Here is a 22,547-nt window from a genome sequence, read left to right on the forward strand (position 1 = left end):
TCCGGAGATGGCGTATACTCCCGCCGATGTCCGGCGCCCAGCGCGACGTATTCCGGCTCTGCGGGACCACGATCGACGGCAAATACCGTGTCCTCTCCGCCGTCGGCGCCGGCGGGTTCGGCGTCGTCTATCGCGGCGTGCACGAGGGGTTCGACGCGCCCGTCGCGATCAAGTGCCTCAAGCTGCCCGACGAGCTCTCGCCCGAGGCGCAGCAGGATTTCATCCGACGGCTGCGCGACGAGGGGCGGCTCCTGCTCCAGCTCTCGCGCCTCTCGCCCGGCATCGTCCAGGCGCTCGACATCGGCGTCTTCACGACCCAGGAGGGCGCTCGTGTGCCCTATCTCGTGCTCGAGTGGCTGGACGGCGAGACGCTCGCCAGCCACCTCGAGCGCCTGCGCGCCGGAGGCGGCGGCGCCCTGTCCCGCCGCGAGGCGATCCTCCTGCTCGACCCCGCAGTGCGCGCCCTCGCGGTGGCGCACGAGCAGAACATCGCGCACCGCGACGTCAAGCCGGAGAACCTCTTCCTCGCCGACGCGGGGGGCGCGAGGACGCTCAAGGTCCTCGATTTCGGCATCGCCAAGATCATCGGCGATCAGCGCTCGCGCACCGCGGCGCTCGCGAGCACCGCGGAGGGGCCCTCGGTGTTCACGCCCCGCTACGGCGCTCCGGAGCAGTTCGACAGACAGCGCGGCGCGACGGGGCCATGGACCGATGTCTTCGCGCTCGCGCTCGTCTTCGTGGAGCTCGTGACGGGCGCTCGGGCGCTGGCGGGGGAGGGGATCGTCGAGCTCTATTCGGTGGTCGTCGATCCTGCGCTGCGCCCCACGCTGCGAGCGCGCGGCGTCTCGGCGCCGGACGCTGTCGAGCGCGTGCTCTCGCGGGCGCTCAGCGTCTCTCCGCGCGACCGGTACCCCGACGCCGGCGCGTTCTGGCGCGCGTTGATCGCCGCCGAGGGGCTCGAGGGCGAGCTGCCGAGCCTCCCGCCGCGCTCACCGCACGCGGCGCGAGAGGCCGAGACCCGGGTCGAGAGCGCGAACGCGCGGGGCGGCCCTGCGCCAGGTGCCGAGCATGCGGGGATCGGCTTCGAGCCGACCGTGCCGCACCGGACCGACCCGGCGTCGCTGCGCCCCGATGGCGCGCCGCCCGTGGCCGCCGGGGCGGAGCCTGCGCCGCGGCCGGAGCACGGGGCCGGGGCCGCGTCGGGCGAGGCCGTCGTGGTGCGGACCGCACGCGACGAGCGCGCGCGGCCGGGCCGGCGCGGGCTCGTCGCGCTCGCGCTCGCGGCCTCGGCGGTCGCCGGCGCCACGGTCGCCGTGCTCCGGCGTCCCCCGGAGCCGCCGCCCCGGCCGATCAGCGCGGCAGTCGCCGCCCCGGAGCCGCCGCGCCCCGCCTCGAGCAATCCGGAGGCCGCGGCGCTCTACCAGGAGGCGCTGCAGGCCTACCGTGACGGGGCGCCGGTCGTGGCCGCGCGCACGATGGAGCGCGCCGTGGCGCTGGATCGTGGCCTCGGCGCCGGCCACCTGCGCGTGGCGATCTGGACGTTTCGGCAGAGGCCGGCCGTGGCGCGCGAGCACTTCCAGCTCGCGCTCCGGCACCGGGCCGCCCTCGGCGAGCGAGACATGGCGCTGCTCGACGCGGCCGAGCCGTACGTGCGCCAGCCCTCCGACGCCGTGGCGTGGGAGCGGCGGCTCGAGGTTGCGGCCTCGAGGTTCCCGGCCGATCCGGAGCTCCTCGTGTACCTGGGCGCGGCGAGGTTCGCGCAGCTCCGGTTCGACGCCGCCATCGAGGCCTACGATCGGGCGCTCGCCCTGGACCGGGGCCACGTGCTCGCGTGGGGGTCCAAGGGAGAGTCGCTCGGAATGAAGGGGGATGTCGCGGCGGAGCTCGCCGCCTACCAGGCCTGCGCCGAGACGGCTCCCGGCGCGACGCTCTGCCTCGCGAACCGGGTGCGCCTCCTCCATCGCCAGGGCGATTGCCGGCAAGTGGAGGAGCACGCGCGCCGCTGGCTCTCGATCGATCCGAAGGCGGCGCCGGCGCACCGGCACCTGGCGCTGGCGCTCCACGCGCGGGGCGCGCCGCGCGAGAGCGTGATCGTGGCGCTGGAGCAGGGGTGGGCGGCGGTCCCCGAAGCCGAGCGGAGGGCGAAGGAGCTGCTCGATCGGATCTCGCTCGCGGTCATGGACGGCGACTTCGAGCTGGCGGTGGAGCACGCACGCGCATGGCAGCGCGAGGTCGCCGGCAGGAACGATCAGGACGCGCACGCGAGCCCGGCCCTCAGGCTGGCGGAGCTCTACCGTGAGATGGGTTTGCCGCGGGATGCCGGGCGTGTGGCGGACGATTTCCTCCGCCGGATGAGCGCCTGGTCCGAGCCGGCGACGACGGCCGACTGGACCATCGCGTTCTTGCCGTACAGCCTCCGGGCAGCGTCGATGACGCAGGAGGCCTACGATGCGGCGCGCTCGGCGTGGGTGGAGCGGGTCCAGTCGAAGTGGCGCGCCGCGGCGCAGGAGATCAAGCCGGAGCACCGCTGGCTGCTCTGGACCGAGGCCTATGCCGCCGGCGTGGAGACCGCGGCCGACGCGGCGGCGGCGTTCAAGACGATGCCGCTCGACCAGCCGCTCCCGTCGGAGAGCGGCCGGTGGCTCCTGCTCGATCTGCGCATCGGCAAGGTGTACGCGCTCGCGGGGAAGGGGCAGGAGGCGATCGGGCCGCTGAGGCGCGTGGCGCGCTCGTGCGCGGCCCTGGCCGACCCGTTCTCGACCACGGAGGCGCGGCTCTATCTGGGCATGGCCCTGGAGGCGACAGGCGATCTGGGCGGCGCGGCGGGGGCGTACGAGGCTGTCCTCGAGCGCTGGGGCAAGGCGCGCCCGCGATCCATCTCCGCGGAGCAGGCGCGAGCGCGGCTCGGCGCGCTGCGGGCGCGGCGTTAGCTCCGCCCGCCAGGGAGCGGAGAGAGAATTCAACGCAAAGGCGCAGAGGCGCAAAGGCGCAAAGGCGCAAAAAAGAATAGATTTGTATACCGTTGCGCCTGTGCGCTCTTGGCGGATTTGCGTTGAATTCTCTCTCCGCTCGCGGATCCCTGGTGGGCTTCGTGACGCGCGGAATTCGCTGTCCACGGTCATGTCCAGAGCTCGCGCTCGTCAGGGCGCCAGCTTGCCGGGGACCTCGCCGCCGACGAGCGCCGCAACGGCGGCTGCCGGTCGCCCCACTGGCCGGCGCCCACCAGGTAGGTCGCCACGCGATCGGCCCCGGTATGGCCGCCCGCGCGGAAGTCGCCGTCTCCGTCGAGGTCCACGTCGACGCGCGCGCCGATCGCGTCGCGATCTTCCCTCACGTTCGCGTCGGTCGCATTGCCGTCGCGATCGGTGAGCACGCCGTAGATGAGCCGCCACGCCCGCTCGCCCTGACGACGTCCGGGGTGCATTCGAGGGAGACGAGCCTTGAAGTGGCTCCTCGACACGCACGTCGCAATCTGGTTCGCCGCCGACCCAACCGCTTACGGCGGGAGGTCGTCGATGCGGTCCAGGATCCCGGTGCGCAGAACCTGATTTCGGTCGCATCCTGATGGGAGCTTGCGATCAAGCACGCCATCGGACGGCTGGAAGGCAGCCTCCCGCCGGAGCAGCTTCGGAGTTGGTGGCTTGGCTATCCGACGGTGCGGGAGCTGGCCATCGAAGCGGCGCACGTCTGGATGGCGACTTCGCGTGTCAGGGCGCGCCCGTCGCCCGCCCGCCTTGACGCCGCGTCGGTTCCTCCCGATCCTGGGCGAGAGGCCACGCTTATGACCCTACAGCACGACGCGCTCCCGAGGTCCGTCGGGCGGATCCGCGCGACGCTCGATCGAGGGGGCTCGGTTTACGGCACGGGTTTCCTTGTGACGCCGACGCGCGTCCTCACATGTGCCCATTGCCTGCGAGGGCCAGCGGGCGAGAAGGCTGCGCAGGGGAACATCTCCTTCACCCAGGCGCGAGACGCGTCGGAGGTCCCGTTCCAGGTCGTCTTCGAGCGCTTCGATCCGGACGTCGGCCTCGACATCGCGGTTCTCGAGCTTGCGCGCCAGGTCGAAGGGACCGCATGCCTCCCGCTCTCGGGGGAGGATCTCGCCGAGCGCCCCGACTGGCGGAGCTTCGGCCACCCGCTCTCCATCGAGCGGGCGCCGCTCTGGCTGGGCGGCACGGTCGACGGGTCGATCGCCCGGCGCGCCGCGGGCACCGACGGCTGGCTGCTCTCGCTCCACGTCGACGGGGACCCGGCTCCACTCGAGGGGATGTCCGGCGCGCCCGTCCTCACCGAGCGAGGGGTCGTCGGCGTGGTCAGTCACCAGCTCTACAGGCGCGTCGCGCCGGACGGCGGCGGCAAGCCCTCGGTGAGCCCGGCGTTCGCGAAGGCGTTCGCGGTGCCGACCCGGCTCCTCCAGTCGATACCCTCGTTCCTCCGCTCGATCGCGGGCTCGTCGCGCGTGTTCCTCGCCTACCGTCGCAAAGAGCCGGAGGCCACGTTCGTCGCGGAGCTCCAGCGCGCGCTCCAGGGCGCGGGGCACGAGGCGTTCGTCGATCTCGACATCAAGGTCGGAGAGGACTGGGCCCGGCGCATCCAGACCACGCTGGAGCGGGCCGACGTGTTCGTCCCCGTCCTCACGTCCGAGTCGCTGGAGAGCCAGATGCTCCTGCAAGAGGTGCGCATCGCGTACGCCCGATGGCGGCAGACCGGACGACCGATCCTGCTCCCTGTGCGTGACCCGGCGCTGGAAGCGCTGCCCTTCGAGTTCGATACCTACCTCGGGCGGCTCCAGTACGCGCCATGGCGCGGCGAGCAGGACACGCCCGGCGCTGTCCGCGCCATCATGGCGGCGATCGGCCACCAGGCCGTCGAGCCCGGCGCCCCCCAGGCACCGGCCGCGCCTCCGTCGCTCCCGCAAGCCGACTTCCAGCGCATCCGGATGAGCGCGGGGGCCCTCCCGCCTGGCGATCTCTTCTATCTGGAGCGGCCCGTGGACGCCGACGCGTACGATCGCATGGGCTCGGAGACATTCGTGCTCACGATGTTGAGCCCGTCCGGCTTCGGTAAAACGAGCCTCGCCCTGCGCCTGCGCCAGCGCTGCGAGGACGAGGGGCGCCCGGTGCTGCTGATCAATTTTCGCTCGTTCGGACGGCTGCCGAAGGACGACGGAGAGAACCGCGGGTACGTGACGTTCCTGAACGACCTCGCGCGCGTCTTCTGCAAAGGGCTGAAGCTCCCGCTCCCGACGCAGCCGCTCGAGAGCCCGCCGGATTTCGAGGAGGTCCTGATGATGGCCCTCGAGGACATGCCCCGGCTGGTCCTTATCCTGGACGGGGTGGACCGCGTGATCGAGCGCCCCTATGCCGAGGAGTTCTTCTCGTCGATCCGCTCCTGGATCGACGACGTCCGCCTGAGCTGCAGCTTCGTGCTGTGCATCGCGACCGAGCCGTCCGACCTCATGACGGACATCAAGCGGTCGCCGTTCAACATCGACAAGGGGCCGATCGAGCTCGATACGTTCGCGCCTGGTGACATCGCGATCGTCGCGGAGCGGGCGAGCTTCAGGCTGGGCGCGGCCCAGGTCGATCTGCTCCATCAAGCCACGGGCGGGCACCCCGCCCTCACCCGCCAGGCCCTGGCCTACGTGCTCGCCCCCGGGAAAGGCAAGCCCTCGGCGCCGCCGACGCCGGCCGAGATCCGCGACCGCGTCGCCTTTCTTCACGAGCAGTGCGGCTCCTTGACTGGCCCCTTCTCCATGAGCCTCAAGGCCCTGCTGAGTCGAATCGAGAGCATCCCGCCGCAGCTCCCGGACCAACCGAAGCTCGTCTCCGTGATGCGCAAGATCGTCCACAACAGGACGCTCTCCCCGGCGGAAGCGAGGGCCGCCGCCGCGCTGGTGACGCTCGGGCTCGTGCGCGCCGAGGGCCGTCCAACGCCGCGCTTCGTCGCGCTGAACCTCGCCTACGCGCAGTTCTTCGGCGCCCTCACGTGAGCCCGCCGGACGACATCCGTCAGCTGCAACCCATCAAGGTCGGGGGGACGGTCCCCGACCTCGCGATCTACATCATGCGACCCGAGGACGCGGAGGTCCATGACCTCCTCGCGGCCGGCACGTATTGCAACATCCTCACGTCGCGCCAGATGGGGAAATCGAGCCTCGTCCACCGGGTCATGCAGCGCCTCCAGGCGGCGGGCATCCGGGTGGTGTCGGTCGACCTGAGCGCGCTCGGCGGAAACCAGCTGAAGGACGGGACAGCGTGGTACCGAGCTCTGCTCCTCAAGATGGCGCTGAGCATGGGCGCGAGCCGACCCTTCAAGGCGTGGTGGTCCGACCGGCCGGCGGAGGAGGCCATGGGCGCTCGATTCCAGGCGTTCGTCGAGGCGTTCTTCCTGGCGGATCCGACATCGATCGTCGTTGTCTTCGACGAGGTCGACGTCACGCAAGGCCTCGGCTTCACAGACGACCTCTTCCTCACCATTCGCTCCCTCCACAACGAGCGCGCCTCGCGGCCGGAGCTCGACCGGCTGACCTTCTGCCTGGTCGGGGTCCTCACCGCGGACGAGCTCATCAAGCGCTCGACCAGCACGCCGTACAACGTGGGCAGCACCATCCGCCTGACCGATTTCTCGCGCGAGCGGTGCGACCTGACGCCGCTCGATGCCTACCTCGCCGGCCACGGGCTCCCGGGCGCGGCGGTCGTCGACGAGATCCTCGCCTGGACGTCGGGACAGCCGTTCCTCACGATCGCGCTGTGCGAGAAGGCCGCGCGGGCGCGCAGCGCCGACGTCGAGGCCTTCGCGCTCGCGGAGATCAACGACCCGACCACGTTCAAGGTCCACTTCAACCGGATCGAGCAGATCGTCCGGGAGCGCATCGCCGGATCCTCGCACGCGCGCTCGCGCTACCTCACCATGCTCAAGCGCAAGAGCGTGCCCGGCGTGCCCGAGCGCGACGAGGAGGCCCTGCTCCTCGCCGGCCTGGTCCACCGGAACGCCGATGGCAGCCTCCGCCTGCGCAACCGCATCTACGGGCTGCGGTTCGACGAGCGCTGGGTCCGGGAGATCCTGCCCGCGCCGCCCGTGCCGCGGTGGGTCTGGGGCCTGCTCGCCGCGGTCGTCGTCGCGGGCGCCGGGACGGGCGGGGTCACGTGGAAGCGCAACAGGGATCGAACGGCGCAGGAGGCGATCGAGCGCCAGAATAAGGCGCGGCGGGGCGCCGAGGAGATCCAGACCGCCACGGACGACGACAAGGCCTCGGCGACCTGGAGCAGCCTCCAGGCCGACGGGCTCGCCGGCGACGGCTCGCCCGCGCGCGAGGCGGCGCGCGCCTACTGGGATCGACGCGGGAAAGAGCTCGACGATCTCGCCGACCAGCTCGGCGCCGCGGCGTGCTCCGAGGAGGCGGCTGTTGTCCGGGCGTTCGCCGCCGCGCGCCGTGGGGCCGACCGTGCGCCCGCCGTGCCGGAGCCGGACATTGCGGCCACGCTCTGGCTCCCCGCGCAGCTCAACGAGGGCACGGAGGAGAAGCGCTGCAAGGAGCGGCGCGCGGAGGCCTGCGATCGGCTGGAGCTCGCGGATGGCACGCTGACGGCTTCGTGCTCGGGGAAGCTCGTCGTGTTTCGCCCGGATCGCGCGCCGACATCAATCGCCGGATCCGGGACCCGGCGCGTGCAGATCCGGCCTGAGGGGAGCTGGTCGATCGGCGCCGTGGACGACGCGCTGCTGATCAACCGAGGGGAAGGCGCGGTGACGCTGCCGGTGTGCCCCGCGCAGGGAGCGCGGGACGCGCGCCGGTCGACACACGTCATCAGCTTGGAGATCGAGCCGTCCGGCGATGGCGCGATGATCGCTTACGTCTGCTCCGACGGGACCTACGGGCGGCGGTCGATCGCCCGCCTCGACGCCTGGTTCGAGGGGCTGACCAAAGGAAACAAGTCGCCTCCGGTGGACGGAGGTTATGGCGCCCGCGCTGCGGCGTGGCTCGGCGACCAGCTGCTCATCGCCACGGCCGGCCGCGCGGGCGGCGTGAACGTGAACGGCGGCCCGGGGCTCCGCCTCCCGTTCGTTCATGCGCTCGCGAGCTTCGCGGGGAATCCGCGCCTCGTCGCGTTCGGAACGGGGAGCTTCGTCGAACGAGCAACCGTGACCGCGCCCATCCTCGGGGTGCTGGCGCGCTCGGGTGATCAGGTGGCCATCCAGCAGCAGTGGCCCCTGACCTTCTGCAACGCGCCGTCGTGCGTCGTTCGGGCGGTGGCGGGCGCCGACGAGGATCATCTCGCGGGTCTGCTGGTCGACGCGGTCGATGGCCCGAGCCCATCTCGGACCTGGCTGGTGCTCGTGCGGGAGGGCCAGCCCGACGTGACGCTCCTGGACGAGAGCCCGGCCGATGTGGCGGTCGGAGCCTGGCAGACGCAGGTCGTGGCCGCGGTCCCGCTCGTCGGGAGGATGAGGCTGCACGCGTGGGAGCGCTCGACCGATCGATCGTGGGAGGCGGCCCAGCGCCGCTTCGGCCTGACGATCCGTTACGGGAAGACCGCGCGCATCGAGCGGTTCGACGAGGTGGGGCCCCAGCGCGTCCGGCGCTTCGAGGACGTGTTTCCGGAGCGATGAGCCCTCATTGCTCCCGAGCCCCCCAGTTGACCCCCAACCCGACGAACGGACGCACGGCGCCGCCCTGCGGCACGCGCTCGTCGTCGCGGATGGACGTGAACTGCGGGAAGCGCGCGAGCCCGCCGCGGGCGCGGAGCTGAAGAAAGAACTCGTCGTCCATCGTCGGAATGGAAACGTTCACGTCGAGGTAGCCGCCGGCGCTGGAGGCAGAGGCCGTGTAGTACCCGGTCACGAAGCCGGCGAGATCCAGGCGCACGCTCGGCGCAGCTTTGACCGAGGCCCCGAGCTCCATGCCGGCACCCGCGAGGCCGAAGTAGCCGCGAGGCCGGCCCGACGCGCTCTGCGCCGGCAGGACGGCGATGTCGAGCGGACGCAACGCGAACTTGATCCCGAACAATTCCGTCGGAAATATCACAAACCCCACCTCGGCCCACTGCACGAGCCCCGGCCGCCCCTGGACGGTCAGGGCCGTCGCTCCGCCGAAGCTGATGTCTAGCGTCGTCTCGAACTCGTAGGGATCCGCGATGCTATCGAGGTAGAGGAATGCGCTTCCTGGGCGCGAGCCCTGCCGAATGCGCACGCACGCGAGCCACGAGAGGCTGGCGGCGCCCTGTTGGCACTGCGCGTCGAGCGTGGCGAGCGCATCTGCGTCCGACGAGGGCATCGCCGCGCAAGAGGCGATGTCGCCCTTCCGGCAGCCGGCCCTGAGGAGCTCCAGGACCTTCGCGCCCGACGGGTTCACGTGGTCCTTGTGGACGCGCAGGTAGGCTTCGCTTGCACAATACTCGCCGCCGTAGCCGATCTCGCGATCGAGGCACTTTTTCGTCATCGACTCGCGAATCGATTTGCGATTCGCGTCATCTTCCTTTTCTCTGGAGCGTAGATCGAGCCACACCTCCCACCGGGCCAGCTCCTCGGCGCTCTGCATGGACTTCTCCGCCTTGCCGGTCCTCCCGTGTTGGCGCCCGACGTGCTGCTCCGGCACGCGCCGGGTAAAACCGCGGTCTGCGAAGACCCAGATGTCGTCGACATCCCTCGGCCGCACAGGCACCTCGACGGACTTCGATCCGACGGGGGCCTCACCGCTCCACAGCACCCGCGTTTCACGATTCACCAGCTGGATGAACAGGCCATCGAGCGGGTGCTTCTTCTCCCCGTTGCGAATGGTGACCGACGTCGCCGGTTCGAGGCAGATGGGGGCATCCAGGTCGGGGCCGCCCGGCGCCCCCACCGTCACGGTGATCTCCTTCTCTTTGAACTCGTCCGCCGACACAACCAACCTGTGATCGCCCTGCGGGAGCGGCATGGGATCAGGCGGAAAGGGGGCTCTCGACGGCTCGACCTTCGCGTCGGAAGCCTCCGGGACGAGGAGGATCCACTCGGGTGGACTGGGGTAAGCGCACGCCGGATCCCACGTGAGCTTGACCCGCACGAACGGGGCCAGCGTGACGGGAGGCGGTCTGGTGAGCCCCGACGGGGCGACCTTCACCGAGACGGGCGTCGGCCCGAACCCCGCCGCCTTCAGGCAGAACTTCTGCGTGCCCGATCGCAACCCGCTCTTTGGCGTCAGCGTCAAAGGCGTCCGGCCGAGGGATCGTCCCTCGGCCGACTGGCACCCTTCCAGCGCCGCCGGGATGCGAAACACCTCCGCCTCGCTCGGCGAGCTCGTGAGCTCCAGCGTCGGAGGAGGCGGCGGCGGCTTGATCGGCTCGGGGAGGCACTTCAACGTCGCGGGATCGCGTCCCCACAGGCATGGCCCTGCGGCAGCCTGACCGTGGGCCTCGCGCCCGAGAGAGGCGAAGCCCAGCACGAGCCCGACGCGTCCGAACAGGCGAACCAGGCGGCCGGCGCACGCGGTCACGACGCGAGGGTACCCGCGGTCGCCGCTCGCGGGCAAGCGGCGTGGCGCGCGGGCCTTGTCCGGGCGGGTCGAGTCGGCTCTATTGACGGCTGGAGGTATCGATGCGCGAGGTCATCGCGGTGCTGCCGGCCGAAGCCGTGGCGAGCTGGGAAGAAGCGCTCCGGGCGGCGGCCCGTGGTGACGGCGAGGCGCCCGTCGGGCCGGAGCCCGAGGCGTTCTTCGACCCGTTCCGCCCCGCCGCGGCGGTGTGTTCGGATCCGGAAGACGCGATCGGGCTCGTCCGGAGGGGGGTGCGCGTCGCGCCATTTGCAGAGACGACGCCGCTCCTGCCGCTCTATGCGGCGCTCGGTCGAGAGCTCCCTCCGCCCCTCCGCGTGGCGAGCGAGGAGCAACGTTATGAGTTCCTCCTCGTGGCGCTCACGTTCAGCCTGCGCCTCGACGACGACGAATCGCCGGACCATGCCGAGTTCGTGGTGAAGATCCGTGACGGTGTCGACGGCCCGCGCGCGTCGCGGGCCGTCGAGGTCTTCCCGCAGCGCGTGCACGCCACGTATTTCCAGGCCTCGGCCCAGCTCTCCGTCGCGCTGGAGGCGTCCATGAAGTTCTCGGTCGAGGCCGACCCCGCAGCCCGCGCGGGCGTCGACGCGGCGGCGGAGGCCAAGGTGCTGGCCGGCCCCTTCACGATCGACATCGGGCAGACCGAGCTGGACGTCTCGGGCGAGGGGGATCGCGACATCGGCTGGGTGTACCGCGTTCGACGCGCGCTCGAGGGCAAGAACGACTTCAGGAGCTTCCTGGTACTGAAGGTCGCGCGCGAGACGGAGGAGGTCCGGCTGCTCGTGAATATCGGGGTCCGCACGTACCGGCGCACGTGGAAGACGCTATGGCTGCGGGAGAAGCTCCCGATCCTCTATGCGAGCGCCGCGCTCGACATTGAGCTACCGAACCGCGATTGAACGAGGTCCAGAGCATGCTTCACCGTCAGGCGCGCCAGAGCACGCCTGCGAGCACGCAAGATCGCATTTCAATTGCATAAATTGAGGCGAATCGGTGAGGCGTTCGCCGATCGGGCCGAGATCGCATGACGGCAGCGCTCTGCCGCTTCAGCGGTTCTCCCGGGGGTCTCCGCGCGGCCAGTGTACGGGGGTCCTCGAACACCCCGACGTCCGGGCGTGCCGTCCGGCTTTCGGAGACCCGCGGCGGCCCCCGTGGTCCCTCGGGCAGGACGCCGGCGCCGCCACGGCCTCCGAGGCAAGAGGGGGCTCGCGTCCCGCCGGGACGCAGCGCGTCCGCAGGAGACGCGAGCCTGTTCGTTCCACCTGGACCCGTCCCGGTTCTCCTGCTTTCCTGCTGCCCACCGTGACCGCATCCCGTGACGAGAGCTTCATCTCCCTCGTCCCCCGCCTCGTGTCGGCCACGTATTTCGACGAAGCTGCCACGGCGGTCCTCCAGGCCATGTTCACCTGCGTCGAGGAGGCGCTCGCCGGCAGCCCGTTCGCCAGCCGCGCCCGGATCCTGCGTGGCGTGGTCCACCTCCGCCCCGAGGACAGCTACCAGCGCCTCTTCGGCATCGACCGCCCGAGCGGCGCGCGCATCGAAGGCACCGGCTACCTCACCTCCGGCAGCGTCTGGAGCTGGATCGAGAAGCACCGCTGTTCGGTCTCGATCGACGTCCAGCGCGCTTCGCTCCGCTCCTGGATGCCGGACGGGGCCATGGCGCTCCGCCACCCGCCAGAGGCGGCCGGCATGCCCGGCGACGCGACACGCGAGCGGATGCTCGGTCGCGACGCGACCCACGTCCATGTCGTCCCGCTGCGCGCGCCGGGCGGCAGCGTCGACGGCATGATCACGATCGAGGTGAGCTGCAGGGGGGCCGTCGGGCTCGAGCTCCCCTGGGCGGAGTGTTACGAGGAGCTGGCGATCCTCGCCAGCATCGCCGGCGCCTTCATCGCCGCCCGCGCGCTGCCGCTCCGCTCGGACGAGCCGGCGAGCCCGGACGAGTTCTTGCCGGTCGTCGGTCAGAGCACCGCGCACCTCGTCGAGCTGCTCCGCGCCTTCGCCCCGCGGGACGACACCATCCTGATCACCGGCCCGACCGGCGCCGGGAAATCCAGGCTCGCGCGCTGGTGCCACGAGCACTCGCAGCGCCGGGGCCAGCCCTTCGAATCGCTGGACCTCCTCGGCGTGCCCGAGGACCTGCAGATGGCCGAGCTGTTCGGCTGGAAGCGGGGCGCCTTCACCGGAGCGGTCAAGGACAACCCTGGCGCGGTCGCCCGCGCCGCGAAGGGCACGCTCTTCCTCGACGAGATCGACAAGCTCTCGCTCAAGGCCCAGGCGGGCCTCCTGCGCTTCATCGAGGAGCGCGCCTACCGGATGCTGGGCGACGACGGGGCGGGGGAGCGCCGCGCCGACGCGCGCCTCCTCGTCGGCACCAACGCCGATCTGCGCGCCGCCGTGCGCGCCGGCCGCTTCCGCGAGGACCTGTACTACCGCATCAACGTCCTGCCGGTGCGGCTGCTCCCGCTCGCCGAGCGGCTCGACGAGCTCCCGCGCTGGGCCGACTACATGCTGAACCGGCGCCATCAGGAGGCCGACGGCAAAGGGACGGCGCGCTTCGAGCCCGACGCCATGAAGCTCCTCGTGTCCGCGCCCTGGCCGGGCAACCTGCGGCAGCTCGACAACATCGTCCGGCGCGCTTACGCGCTCCAGCTCGCGGGGCAGAGCGGCCTCGGCGGCGATCTGGTGATCCAGCGGCGCCACGTCGAGCGCGCGCTCACCTTCGACGGCGACGCCGAGCCGAGCGCGCTGACCAGGCTGCTCTGGCGGGCGGCGCTCAGCTTCGTGAACGAGGCCGAGCGACGCCGCGGCGGCAGCGCCCCGCTCCCGCTCGATCTGACCGACGCATTCCGAGGCATGGTCCTCGGCGCGGCGGTGCAGCGGGCGGGCAACCGGGACGACGCCTTCACGCTGCTCGGCCAGGAGATGCTGCTCAAGAACCGCAACCACCATCGGACGCTGCGGCGCGAGCTCTCGCGGGTGCGCGAGGTCCTGGACCTGCTCGGAGGTGAGGTTGATCCGGAGCTCCAGGCGGTGCTCGACGCCGACAAGGAGCCTTGACGACGCGCGGTGCCAGCGCTCTCCGAGCGCCTCCAGCGACCACGAGATCGAGCATGCAGTGTTCTGTTGCAAACGGCGCCGCGCTCGCGCCAGGCACGACGTTCGACGGGCGTTACGAGATCCTGGCCAAGCTCGGCGAGGGCGGCTTCGGCGTGGTGCACAAGGCCCGCCAGCTCACCACCGGGCAGCCGATCGCCCTGAAGATCCTGCGCCTCGCCGAGCAGGGAGGCGTCGCGCGCGGCGCGCAGACCGACAGGCGGGTCTCGCGCTTCCTGCGCGAGACGCGGCTCTGCGCCCAGCTCCACCACCCCAACATCGTCCAGCTCGTCGACGCGGGGCAGGTGGACGATGGGACCCTCTACGCCGCGTTCGCCTTCGCGCCTGGCGACGACCTCGCCGCCCTGCTCGAGCGAGAGGGCGCGCTCGCGCCGTCCGAGGCGCGGCACCTGATGCTCCAGGTGCTCGACGCCCTCGCCTGCGCCCACGCGGCGGGCGTCGTCCACCGCGACCTCAAGCCCAGCAACATCATGGTGATCCCCACGGGCGCCCGCCGCAACGCGCTGGTGCTCGACTTCGGGATCGGCGCCACGCTCGACGACGGACGATCCACGCGCCTGACCGGCAGCCACGACGCGCTGGGCACGCCCGGCTACGGGGCGCCCGAGCAGTGGCGCGGCGCCGAGGCTTCGCCGCGCGCGGATCTGTTCTCGTGGGGCCTCGTGTTCCTCGAGTGCCTGACGGGCAAGCCGGCGTACGGCGGCACGGAGGCCGAGATCTTCTATCGGCTGCTCGGCCCCGATCCCGTCCCGATCCCCGCCGCGCTCGAGCGCCACCCCCTGGGCGACCTGCTCGCCCGCGCTCTCCGCAAGGACGAGGGCGCGCGCGACGTCACCGCCCGTGGGCTCTTCGAGGCGCTCGAGGCCTGCACCCTGCGCGGGCTCTCGCGCGAGGCGATGCTCGTCGCCGGCGGCGCCTCGTCCGGCGGGGACACGCGGTCGCTCGCCTCGGCCGCGACGGTCGCCGCGTCGCTCGACCGGCGGAGGGCGCCCGCGCTCGACGGCGAGCGCCGGCAGCTGACGGCGCTCTGCTGTCACCTGAGGGCGCGCGCGGCCGTCGCGCAGGCCGCCGACGCCGAGGCGCTGGACGATCCCCTGCGCTCGGCGCTCGCCCTCTGCGCGGACGTCGGGCGCCGGTACGGGGGGTACGTGGCCGCGGCGCTCGGCGACGATCTGCTGGTCTACTTCGGCTACCCCAGCGCGGCGGAGGACGACGCCAGGCGCGCTGCCCGCGCGGCGCTGGCGATGGCCGGCGCCGTGCAAGCCGAGGACGCCGAGGACCCACGCAGCGCTGCGCCGGGCGTGCGGATCGACGTGAGCGTCGGCCTTCACACCGGCCTGGTCGTCGACGGGAATCTGGGGGATCTCGACGGCGCGTGCCTCGTCACCGGCGCCACCCCGCGGCTCGCCGCGCGGCTCGCCGCGCTGGCGCCGCCGGGAGCCGTGGCGGTCAGCGCCGCGTCGCAAGCGCTGCTGCGCGCCTCCTTCGACCTCGAGGGCGAAGGGGCCTGCTCCATCGAGGGAATCGCGGCGCCGGTGGAGACCTACCGCCTCGGGCAGGAGCACGGCGCCGCGGCGAGGTGGCCGACCCCCGACGGCTCGAAGGCGCCGCTCCCCGGTCGAGATGCGGAGATCAGGCTCCTCCTGGAGCGGTGGCGCCGCGCGTGCGAGGGGGCGGGCCAGTCGAGCCTCATCACCGGCGAGCCCGGCATCGGCAAGAGCCGCCTGGCGCGCGCGCTGCGCGATCGGGTAGCGCACGAGGACCCCACCTTCCTCGAGGCGCGGTGCTCGCCCGCCACGCAAAACAGCCCGCTGCGCCCGGTGATCGAGCTCCTCGAGCGCGCGCTCGGGCTCGACCAGGAGCCCGACGCGGGCAGCACGATCGCGCGGCTCGAGGGGGAGCTCGCCGGCCACGGCCTCGCGCTGGCCGAGTCCATGCCGCTCTTCGTGCCGCTCTTCTCCCTGCCTCTCGGCGCCCCGTATGCCCCGCTCGACGTCTCGGCGCAGCGGCAGAAGGCGCTGACGCTCAAGGCGGTCGCGTCGCTGCTCCTCGCGATGGCCGACAGGCGGCCCGTCCTTCTTCTGGCCGAAGATTTGCATTGGGCCGACCCCACCACGATGGAGTTCCTCGCGGAGCTGGTTCGCGAGGCGCCAGCGGTCCCCATGTGCGTCGTCATGACGGCTCGCCCGGAGTTCTCGCCGTCGTTCTCGACGGCCGATGTGCTGCTGCTCCCGCTGGGCCGCCTCGAGCGCCCGCAGATGGAGGAGATGCTCACCCGGCTGGTGGGCAACAAGGCGCTGCCTCCCGCCGTGATCGAGCAGGTGGCTGGCCGCGCGGACGGGGTTCCGCTCTTCGCGGAGGAGCTGCTCCGGATGATGGTCGACTCGGGGCTCCTCGTGGAGCGGGAGGATCGCTGCGAGCTCACGGGGTCGCTTTCGGGGGCAGCGATCCCGGGGACCTTGCGGGCGCTGCTCACGGCGCGCCTGGATCGGCTGGAGCGCGCCAGGGAGACGGCCCAGCTCGCGGCCGCGCTGGGGCGGGAGTTCGGCATCGAGGTGCTCTCGGCAGCGAGCCCGCTCGGCCCGGCGGCGGTGAAGGACGACCTGGAGCGGCTGATGAGCGCGGGGCTCCTGCTGCGCAAGCGGCGGCAGAAGGACGCGGTAGGGGTGTTCAAGCACGCGCTGGTGCGGGACGCGGCCTATGAGTCGCTCTCCACGGGCGCGCGGCGGAGGGTCCACGCGCGGATCGCTGCGACGCTGGAGGAGCGGTTTCCGGAGATGGTCCGGACGCGGCCCGATCTGCTCGCGCACCACCACGCGGCGGCGGAGCAGAAGGGGCAGGCCGCTGGTTACGCGCAGCGCGCCGCGGAGCAGGCGCTGCAACGCTCGGCCTATGCCGAGGCCATCGTGCACGCCTCCAATGCCGTGGCGTGGGCCGAGGCGCTGTCGGGCGCCGGGGGGGTCGAGGCCGAGCTCCGCGCGAACGGCGTCCTGACCCAGGCCCTGATGGCGAACCATGGCTGGGCCGATCCGCGGGTCAAGGCGACCGTCGATCGCTCGGCCAGCCTGCTGCAGCTGCTCGAACAGGACAGCGAGCACCGTGTGCCGACGTTGAGCTTCCTGTTCGTCTACCATCACGTGGCCAGCAACCGCCGAACGGCGCGCGCGTTGATAGAAGAGCTGGTCGCCATCGCCGAGCGCTCCGGCGACCGGGGGCTCCGCGCCGCTGTCGAGGCGCTCTACGCGCTCGCCCTCTTCGTGGATGGCGACCACGCAGCCGCGCGGCGCGTGGCCGAGCGCGCGGCCACGCTCTACGATCCCGACCTTCATCGGGACCACGGGGTGCGGTTCGGGCTGGACTCGCTGGTCCTGGCGAAGGCGTACGTAGCGCAGCTCTGCTGGTACTCCGGCGACACCGCCTCTGCCTTCGCGCACATCACGAGCGCCCTCGAATGGGCGCGTGAGGTCGGCCACGTGCCCTCGATCGCCCTTTGTCTGCTGTATGGGTGCATGATCTACCAGCTCGCTGGCGACCGGCGCGCGGTCGCCTCCATGGCCGGAGAGATCCTCACCCTGAGCGGTAAATATGGGCTGCCTGCCTACGAGGGATATGCGAAGACCCTCCACGACTGGGCGACCGGCGACGACCAGCGCGCCCGGGCGATCATGGAAGGCCTCTCCAGCCTCGGGTGCAAGCTCGGCCTCTCGTACTACGGCTCTCTGATGGCCGACCGCCAGGCCGAGCGCGGCGATCTCGACGCGGCCATCGCGTGCATCGACCATTGCCTCTCCTTGTGCCGCGAGAACGACGAGCACTACTACGAGCCCGAGCTCCACCTCCGCCGGGCCATGTACGAGGCGCACAAGGATCCTGCGGCCGAAGGCGTGCGGCTCTCGCTGGAGCGAGCCGCCCGGCTCGCGCGGCACCACGACATGCCGAGGATTGAAGCGCTGGCGACGCTGGAGCTGCTCGGGCGCTCCGGCGGCGCCGCGCCACACCGAGCCCGCCTCGACGATCTGCTCGCGCTTCACCCGTGCCTGCGAGGGATCGAGGAGAGCGTCACGAAGAAGGAAGAACTCGATGAAAGACATGAGCCAGCTGATGCGGTTTCGCACCGCGTATTTGCGCGCGATCGCGGGAGCGTGGAGCGATCCTGAACTTCTTGAACAGCTGACCACCAGCCCTTACGCGAGCGAGGCTGGCACCGGCAACACCATCACTGTCCTGAGGGAGTATGGCTTTGACTGGGAACGCTCACCGTGGAACAACGTATGCCAGATCCAGATCGTGGGCGGCACCAGGCTCCAGTGGACCGGCGACGAGTGGATCTGGCCCAGGCCCGCGCCGTCTTCACCCCGCAATACCCCGCCGACCGCCCTGCCCCCGATAGACAGCCTGACGTTGTGGCTGCCGCTCAGCGCGCCGTCTTCCACCGAGAGCACGACGTCTGGCAACCATCCGATCGAGGCTCGTGCGCTTACAGAGTTTTACATGCAGCACGCGAACCTGTTCAGCGACGACTGGGGGAACTGGTGCATCAAACCGACGGATGAGGCCATCGCGCCGCTCCAGGTCGACCCGGGCGACGCGACCAGTTTTTACGGGGAGGTTTGCATCAGCTCGCCGACGATCTCCGGCCAGCTCATGCCTGACGACGCGGATTTCACGGCGTTCAAGGTCGCGCTGCTCGGGGCGATGGCCAAGGCATGGGCCAACCCGTCCTTCAAAGAAATGCTCCAGACCAACGCCATGCAAGCTCTGCAGACCATCCGAAAGTACAAAATGCCCTGGGAGATGGGGCTCTATATCCAGGAAGACAAGGGCGCCAAGTGGGACTGCGCTTCTAATTGGAAGGCTCCCGCCGGTGGTAGGGGCAATGGTGTAGGAAATAGCGATGCAGCGAGCGACGAGGGTCTTGGCGCAGGAAATCGCAATCCCAAAAACATGACTGGCCCCTGGGAGTCTAGCCGGCGTCACATGCTCACGCTCTGTCTGCCCCAGCCGCCGGACAATTCGAGCGACGAGCCTCTCGCCCTCGCCGCGTACAACGCCGCAGGGGCACAATACCCGTTCAGCTGCTGCTCCTAGCGCGACAAACGGGTTGAAACCACGAGAGGACGCAGGAATTTCGCGGGGAGGCGGGGAGCGAGAGACGGCAAGAGCGAGAGATTCATTTTTTTTCTTCTTCCTCCCCGCCTCCCCGCCTCCCTGTGAAAATTCTCCCGGTTTCAACGCGATCGGTATTCCAGCCGCCGAGGAGCTGAGGATGCGGGATGGATTTCGGATCATCGATGTGGACCGTCACGTCCTCGAGCCCGTCGCCATGTGGCCGGAGTACCTGCCGGCGCGGATGCGAGAAGTTGCGCCTCGGTTCGAGCCCTTCGGCCCCCCCGAGGCCCTGGCCGAGCGGCTGAATCGCCTGGGTGAGCACGCGCTCCTGCCCACGCCCCAGATCCTCTGTGTGGCTGGCGAGCCCGTCATGCGTGTCCCCGAGGCGGCGTACATCGAGGTCGGGCTCATCGCCGAGGGGCGTCGCGAGCTTCTTGCCGCCGCAACGACGCCTCGGGGGCACCTCGCCGAGATGGACGCGACCGGCGTCGACGTCGCCGTCATGCTCCCCACGTTCGCGACCTACCTGGTCAACGACGACTCCATCGACGCGGAGCGCTCGCGCGCTTACGCCAGCGCCTACAATCGATGGCTGGGCGATTTCTGCTCGAGCGCGCCTGCCAGGCTCCTGGGCCCGGCGCTCATCTCACGCCACGATCCGGAGGCCATGGTGGGCGATCTCGAGCAAGCGGTCCATGGCGGCGTGCGCTCGGTGGTCCTCCGGCCCAACCCGGTACGGGGCCGCACGCTGAGCGCTCCTGCCTATGCGCGATTCTGGGCGGCGTGCGAGCACCACGCGGTCACCATCCTCCTCCACGAGGGCACGCACGCGCGCCTCCCCACGGCGGGAGCCGATCGCTTCCAGACCCAATTTGGCCGGCATGCCTGCTCTCATCCGATGGAGGCGATGATGGCGCTGCTCTCGCTGATCGAGGGCGGCGTGCTCGAGGCCCACCCGACGCTGCGGGTGGGCCTGCTCGAGGCGGGGTGCGGCTTTCTGCCTTACTGGCTCTGGCGGCTCGACCACGTCGAGTACGCGCAGATGCGCGGCGAGGTGCGCGGCCGGGTGCGCCGGCCGCCCTCGGAGTACTTCCAGCGGCAGTGCTGGATCGCGCTCGAGCCCGGCGAGGTGATGCTCGACCGGGTGGTGAGGGAGATCGGCCCCCAGCGGATGGTATTCGGAACCGATTTCCCCCACCTCGACCACGGCCCCGGGATGGTCGACGAGATGATGGCGCTGCGGGACGCGCTCGGGGACGAGGCGCTGCGGGCGATCCTCTGGGAGAGCCCTTGCGGCCTCATGGGGATGTAGGGGCGCGCCCTGTGCAGCTCCGATCCGCCCGGACTCTGACGGGTCTCGGGGGGTCGAGGCGATCCCCGGCCATCCGGTGGTCGCTCTCCTCGAGCTCGCCACTTGCGCCTGCTCCTTGGCGGGTGAAACCAGGAACGACGATGGATCCTCTGGAGCTGAGCCAGGTGCTGGCGTTCAATCCCACGCTGCGCGTCGAGCGCATGGATGCGGGCGTGGTCTTCCTGATCGGCGAGCGCGAGCGCTTCGTCCTCTCCGGCGCCTGCACCGCCGAGGTCGCCGCGCTCGTCGACGGCCGGCGGACGGTGCACGAGATCCTGAGCGCCGCGCGCGATCGGTTCTCCGAGCCTGAGACCCTGTATGCCCTGAGCCGGCTCGCGGCGCGCGGCTACCTGGTCCCCGCAACACCGGAGCTCCCCTCCGAGAGCGCCGCGTTCTGGCGTGGGGTGGGTCTCGACGGCAAGGCGGCCGCCGAGGCGCTGAGCCGGACCCCGGTGTCGGTCCTGGCCGTCGGCGAAGCCGCTCCCGCCGGGTGGATGACCGAGGCGCTCGAACAGGCAGGCGTGCGGATCGACGCCGAGGCGGCGGTGCAGGTGGTCGTGGCCGACGACTACTTGCAGCCCGAGCTGGCCTCGATCAACCGCCGCGCGCAGCGTGAAGGAGCGCGCTGGTTCCTGATCAAGCCTGCCGGCGTCCAGCCGCTCATCGGGCCTGTCTTCGAGCCCGGCGCCGGCCCCTGCTGGGATTGCATGGCGTTCTGGATGCGCCAGAACCGCCCGGTCGAGGAGCTCGTTCGCCGGCGCCGGGGGCACGAGGGCCATGTCCCTCCCCCCAGGGCGGCCACCGAGGCGAGCGTACGGACCGCTTGCGGGCTCGGCGCCTCGGCCATCGCCCGCGCGCTCGCCAGGGACGATACCAGCTCTCCCCAGGCGCTCGGTGCCCGGGTGCTCGCCCTCGACCTGGCGACGTTCCAGATCACCGCGCACGCGGTCGTCCGGAGGCCGCAGTGCCCGGCGTGCGGCGATACGGCGCGGATGGCGGCCGTCGGCGAGCGCCCGATCGAATTGCAGCCGGTGGAGAAGGCGCATTACGAGGACGGTGGATATCGCCGGCAGACCCCGCGGCGGACCTACGAGCGCTACCAGCACCTCGTCAGCCCGATCACCGGAGCCGTGACGTACCTCGTGCCGATGCCGGGGCGGGACACCGAGCTCCGCGCCGTGTACGCGTCCGGCTACCTGGCCTGCCCCCGGGAGGGCGTCCCGCGCACCAACGTCTTCGACAAGGGCTGCGCCGGCAAGGGGCGCAGCGCGGACCAGGCCAGGGTGAGCGCGCTCTGCGAGGCGCTCGAGCGCTACAGCGGCGTGTACCAGGGAGACGAGGCGCGCGTCCGCGCAAGCAAGGACGAGCTCGGCGCGGCGGCGCTCTCGCCCGGCGATCTGCTGAACTTCAGCGAGGCGCAGTACCGCGAGCGCGCTCAGCTCAACGCGCGGGCAGCGGATCGTCGCCAGTGGGTACCGGAGCCGCTCGACGCCGGCACCAGGATCGACTGGACCCCGGCGTGGTCGCTGAGCAAGCGCGAGCGGCGCTACGTCCCGCTGGCCTACTGCTATGCCGAGGCCCCGCCCGAGAGCGGCACCGCGTTCTGCGGCCCCTGCGGCAACGGCGTGGCGGCCGGCACCTGCCTCGAGGAGGCCGTGCTGCAGGCGCTGCTCGAGCTCGTGGAGCGCGATGCTGCCGCGGTCTGGTGGTACAACCGGCTCGCGCGCCCGGCCATCGAGCTCGACAGCTTCCGGGACCCGTACTTCGAAGCCCTCCAGGCGGACTATGCCCGCCTCGGCTGGGCCGTCTGGGTGCTCGATCTGACGCACGACCTCGGTATCCCCACCTGCGTCGCGCTCGCGCACGAGGCCCGGGGGGATCGATTCACCATCGGGTTCGGCTGCCACATCGACCCGCGCCTCGCCGTGCAGCGATCGCTCACCGAGCTCAACCAGCTCTTCGAGCCTGAAGGCGCGCGCCGGGCGCCGTGGGACCTCGAGCGGCTGCCTGACCGAGCGCATCTCTTCCCGAGCCCCGATCTCCGCCGGGTCGCGGCCGAGCACCTGCCCCGGATCGGCGGCGCCGATCTGCGCGCCGACATCGAGCAATGCCTGGGTCGCCTCGACGGGGCGGGCCTGGAGCTCGTCGCGGTGGACAAGACCCGCCCCGACATCGGCTTGCCCGTGGTCCAGGTGATCGTCCCAGGGCTGCGCCATTTCTGGCCCCGGTTCGGCCCGGGGAGGCTCTATGAGGTGCCGTGCGCGCTCGGGTGGCTCGCCCGCCCGCTCGCCGAGGGCGAGCTCAACCCGGTCCCTCTGTTCGTCTAGCCCCGATAGCCGCCGAGCAGCTGCGCAGGCGAGAGCGCCACGACCCGGAGGCCATGGTGGGCGATCTGGAGGAGGCGGCGCGCGACAGCGCACGCTCTGTGGTGCTCCGGCCCAA

At 71.3% G+C, this 22,547-nt stretch carries 12 protein-coding genes; 10 read left to right on the forward strand and 2 right to left on the reverse strand.

All coding sequences use genetic code 11. The features are described from left to right. The first annotated feature begins 26 nt into the window (after positions 1 to 26). A complete protein-coding gene (locus WMF44_RS01230; protein WP_437297293.1) occupies positions 27 to 2,930 on the forward strand; it encodes a protein kinase domain-containing protein in 2,904 nt (967 codons plus the stop codon). A 188-nt stretch (positions 2,931 to 3,118) separates the two neighbouring features. Here the strand turns inward: WMF44_RS01230 and WMF44_RS01235 are convergent, their stop codons facing one another. Beyond that, the gene (locus tag WMF44_RS01235) at positions 3,119 to 3,424 is read right to left on the reverse strand and encodes a hypothetical protein (RefSeq protein ID WP_437297294.1); all 306 of its coding nucleotides are present in this window, start codon (positions 3,422 to 3,424) and stop codon (positions 3,119 to 3,121) included. A gap of 357 nt (positions 3,425 to 3,781) precedes the next feature. Between WMF44_RS01235 and WMF44_RS01240 the strand changes: the two genes are divergently transcribed. Together WMF44_RS01240 and WMF44_RS01245 are read left to right on the forward strand one after the other, a co-directional pair. Beyond that, on the forward strand, positions 3,782 to 5,992 hold the full coding sequence (locus WMF44_RS01240; RefSeq protein WP_437297295.1) for an AAA-like domain-containing protein: 2,211 nt from the start codon (positions 3,782 to 3,784) through the stop codon (positions 5,990 to 5,992). Continuing rightward, complete coding sequence (locus WMF44_RS01245; RefSeq protein ID WP_437297296.1) at positions 5,989 to 8,610, forward strand: AAA-like domain-containing protein; 2,622 nt, start codon at positions 5,989 to 5,991, stop codon at positions 8,608 to 8,610. The genes WMF44_RS01240 and WMF44_RS01245 overlap by 4 nt, the downstream gene beginning before the upstream one ends. Before the next feature lie 4 nt (positions 8,611 to 8,614). Here WMF44_RS01245 and WMF44_RS01250 read toward each other — a convergent pair whose 3' ends face one another. Continuing rightward, positions 8,615 to 9,841 (reverse strand): hypothetical protein, encoded by a 1,227-nt coding sequence (locus tag WMF44_RS01250; RefSeq protein WP_437297297.1) that lies wholly within the window; start codon positions 9,839 to 9,841, stop codon positions 8,615 to 8,617. A gap of 184 nt (positions 9,842 to 10,025) precedes the next feature. On the opposite strand from WMF44_RS01250, the gene WMF44_RS01255 reads away from it, so the two are divergent. The 7 genes from WMF44_RS01255 to WMF44_RS01285 all read left to right on the forward strand — a co-directional run bounded on the left by WMF44_RS01255 (position 10,026) and on the right by WMF44_RS01285 (position 22,432). Continuing rightward, on the forward strand, positions 10,026 to 10,382 hold the full coding sequence (locus WMF44_RS01255; protein ID WP_437297298.1) for a hypothetical protein: 357 nt from the start codon (positions 10,026 to 10,028) through the stop codon (positions 10,380 to 10,382). Positions 10,383 to 10,572: 190 nt separating this feature from the next. Further along, on the forward strand, positions 10,573 to 11,427 hold the full coding sequence (locus tag WMF44_RS01260) for a hypothetical protein (RefSeq protein WP_437297299.1): 855 nt from the start codon (positions 10,573 to 10,575) through the stop codon (positions 11,425 to 11,427). Between the two features lie 403 nt (positions 11,428 to 11,830). After that, positions 11,831 to 13,588 (forward strand): sigma-54-dependent transcriptional regulator, encoded by a 1,758-nt coding sequence (locus tag WMF44_RS01265; protein WP_437297300.1) that lies wholly within the window; start codon positions 11,831 to 11,833, stop codon positions 13,586 to 13,588. A 53-nt stretch (positions 13,589 to 13,641) separates the two neighbouring features. Continuing rightward, positions 13,642 to 17,802, forward strand: a complete 4,161-nt coding sequence (locus tag WMF44_RS01270) for a TOMM system kinase/cyclase fusion protein (RefSeq protein WP_437297301.1) — start codon at positions 13,642 to 13,644, stop codon at positions 17,800 to 17,802. After that, positions 17,726 to 18,733, forward strand: coding sequence for a hypothetical protein (locus WMF44_RS01275; RefSeq protein WP_437297302.1), 1,008 nt, complete (start codon positions 17,726 to 17,728; stop codon positions 18,731 to 18,733). Before WMF44_RS01270 ends, WMF44_RS01275 begins: the two co-directional genes overlap by 77 nt. A 178-nt stretch (positions 18,734 to 18,911) precedes the next feature. After that, positions 18,912 to 20,066 (forward strand): amidohydrolase family protein, encoded by a 1,155-nt coding sequence (locus WMF44_RS01280; RefSeq protein WP_437297303.1) that lies wholly within the window; start codon positions 18,912 to 18,914, stop codon positions 20,064 to 20,066. 140 nt (positions 20,067 to 20,206) lie between these two features. Next, a complete protein-coding gene (locus WMF44_RS01285) occupies positions 20,207 to 22,432 on the forward strand; it encodes a TOMM precursor leader peptide-binding protein (RefSeq protein ID WP_437297304.1) in 2,226 nt (741 codons plus the stop codon). Positions 22,433 to 22,547: the final 115 nt, after the last annotated feature.

The organism is Sorangium sp. So ce426 (assembly GCF_051475585.1).
Classification (GTDB): Bacteria; Myxococcota_A; Polyangia; order Polyangiales; family Polyangiaceae; genus Sorangium; species Sorangium cellulosum_B.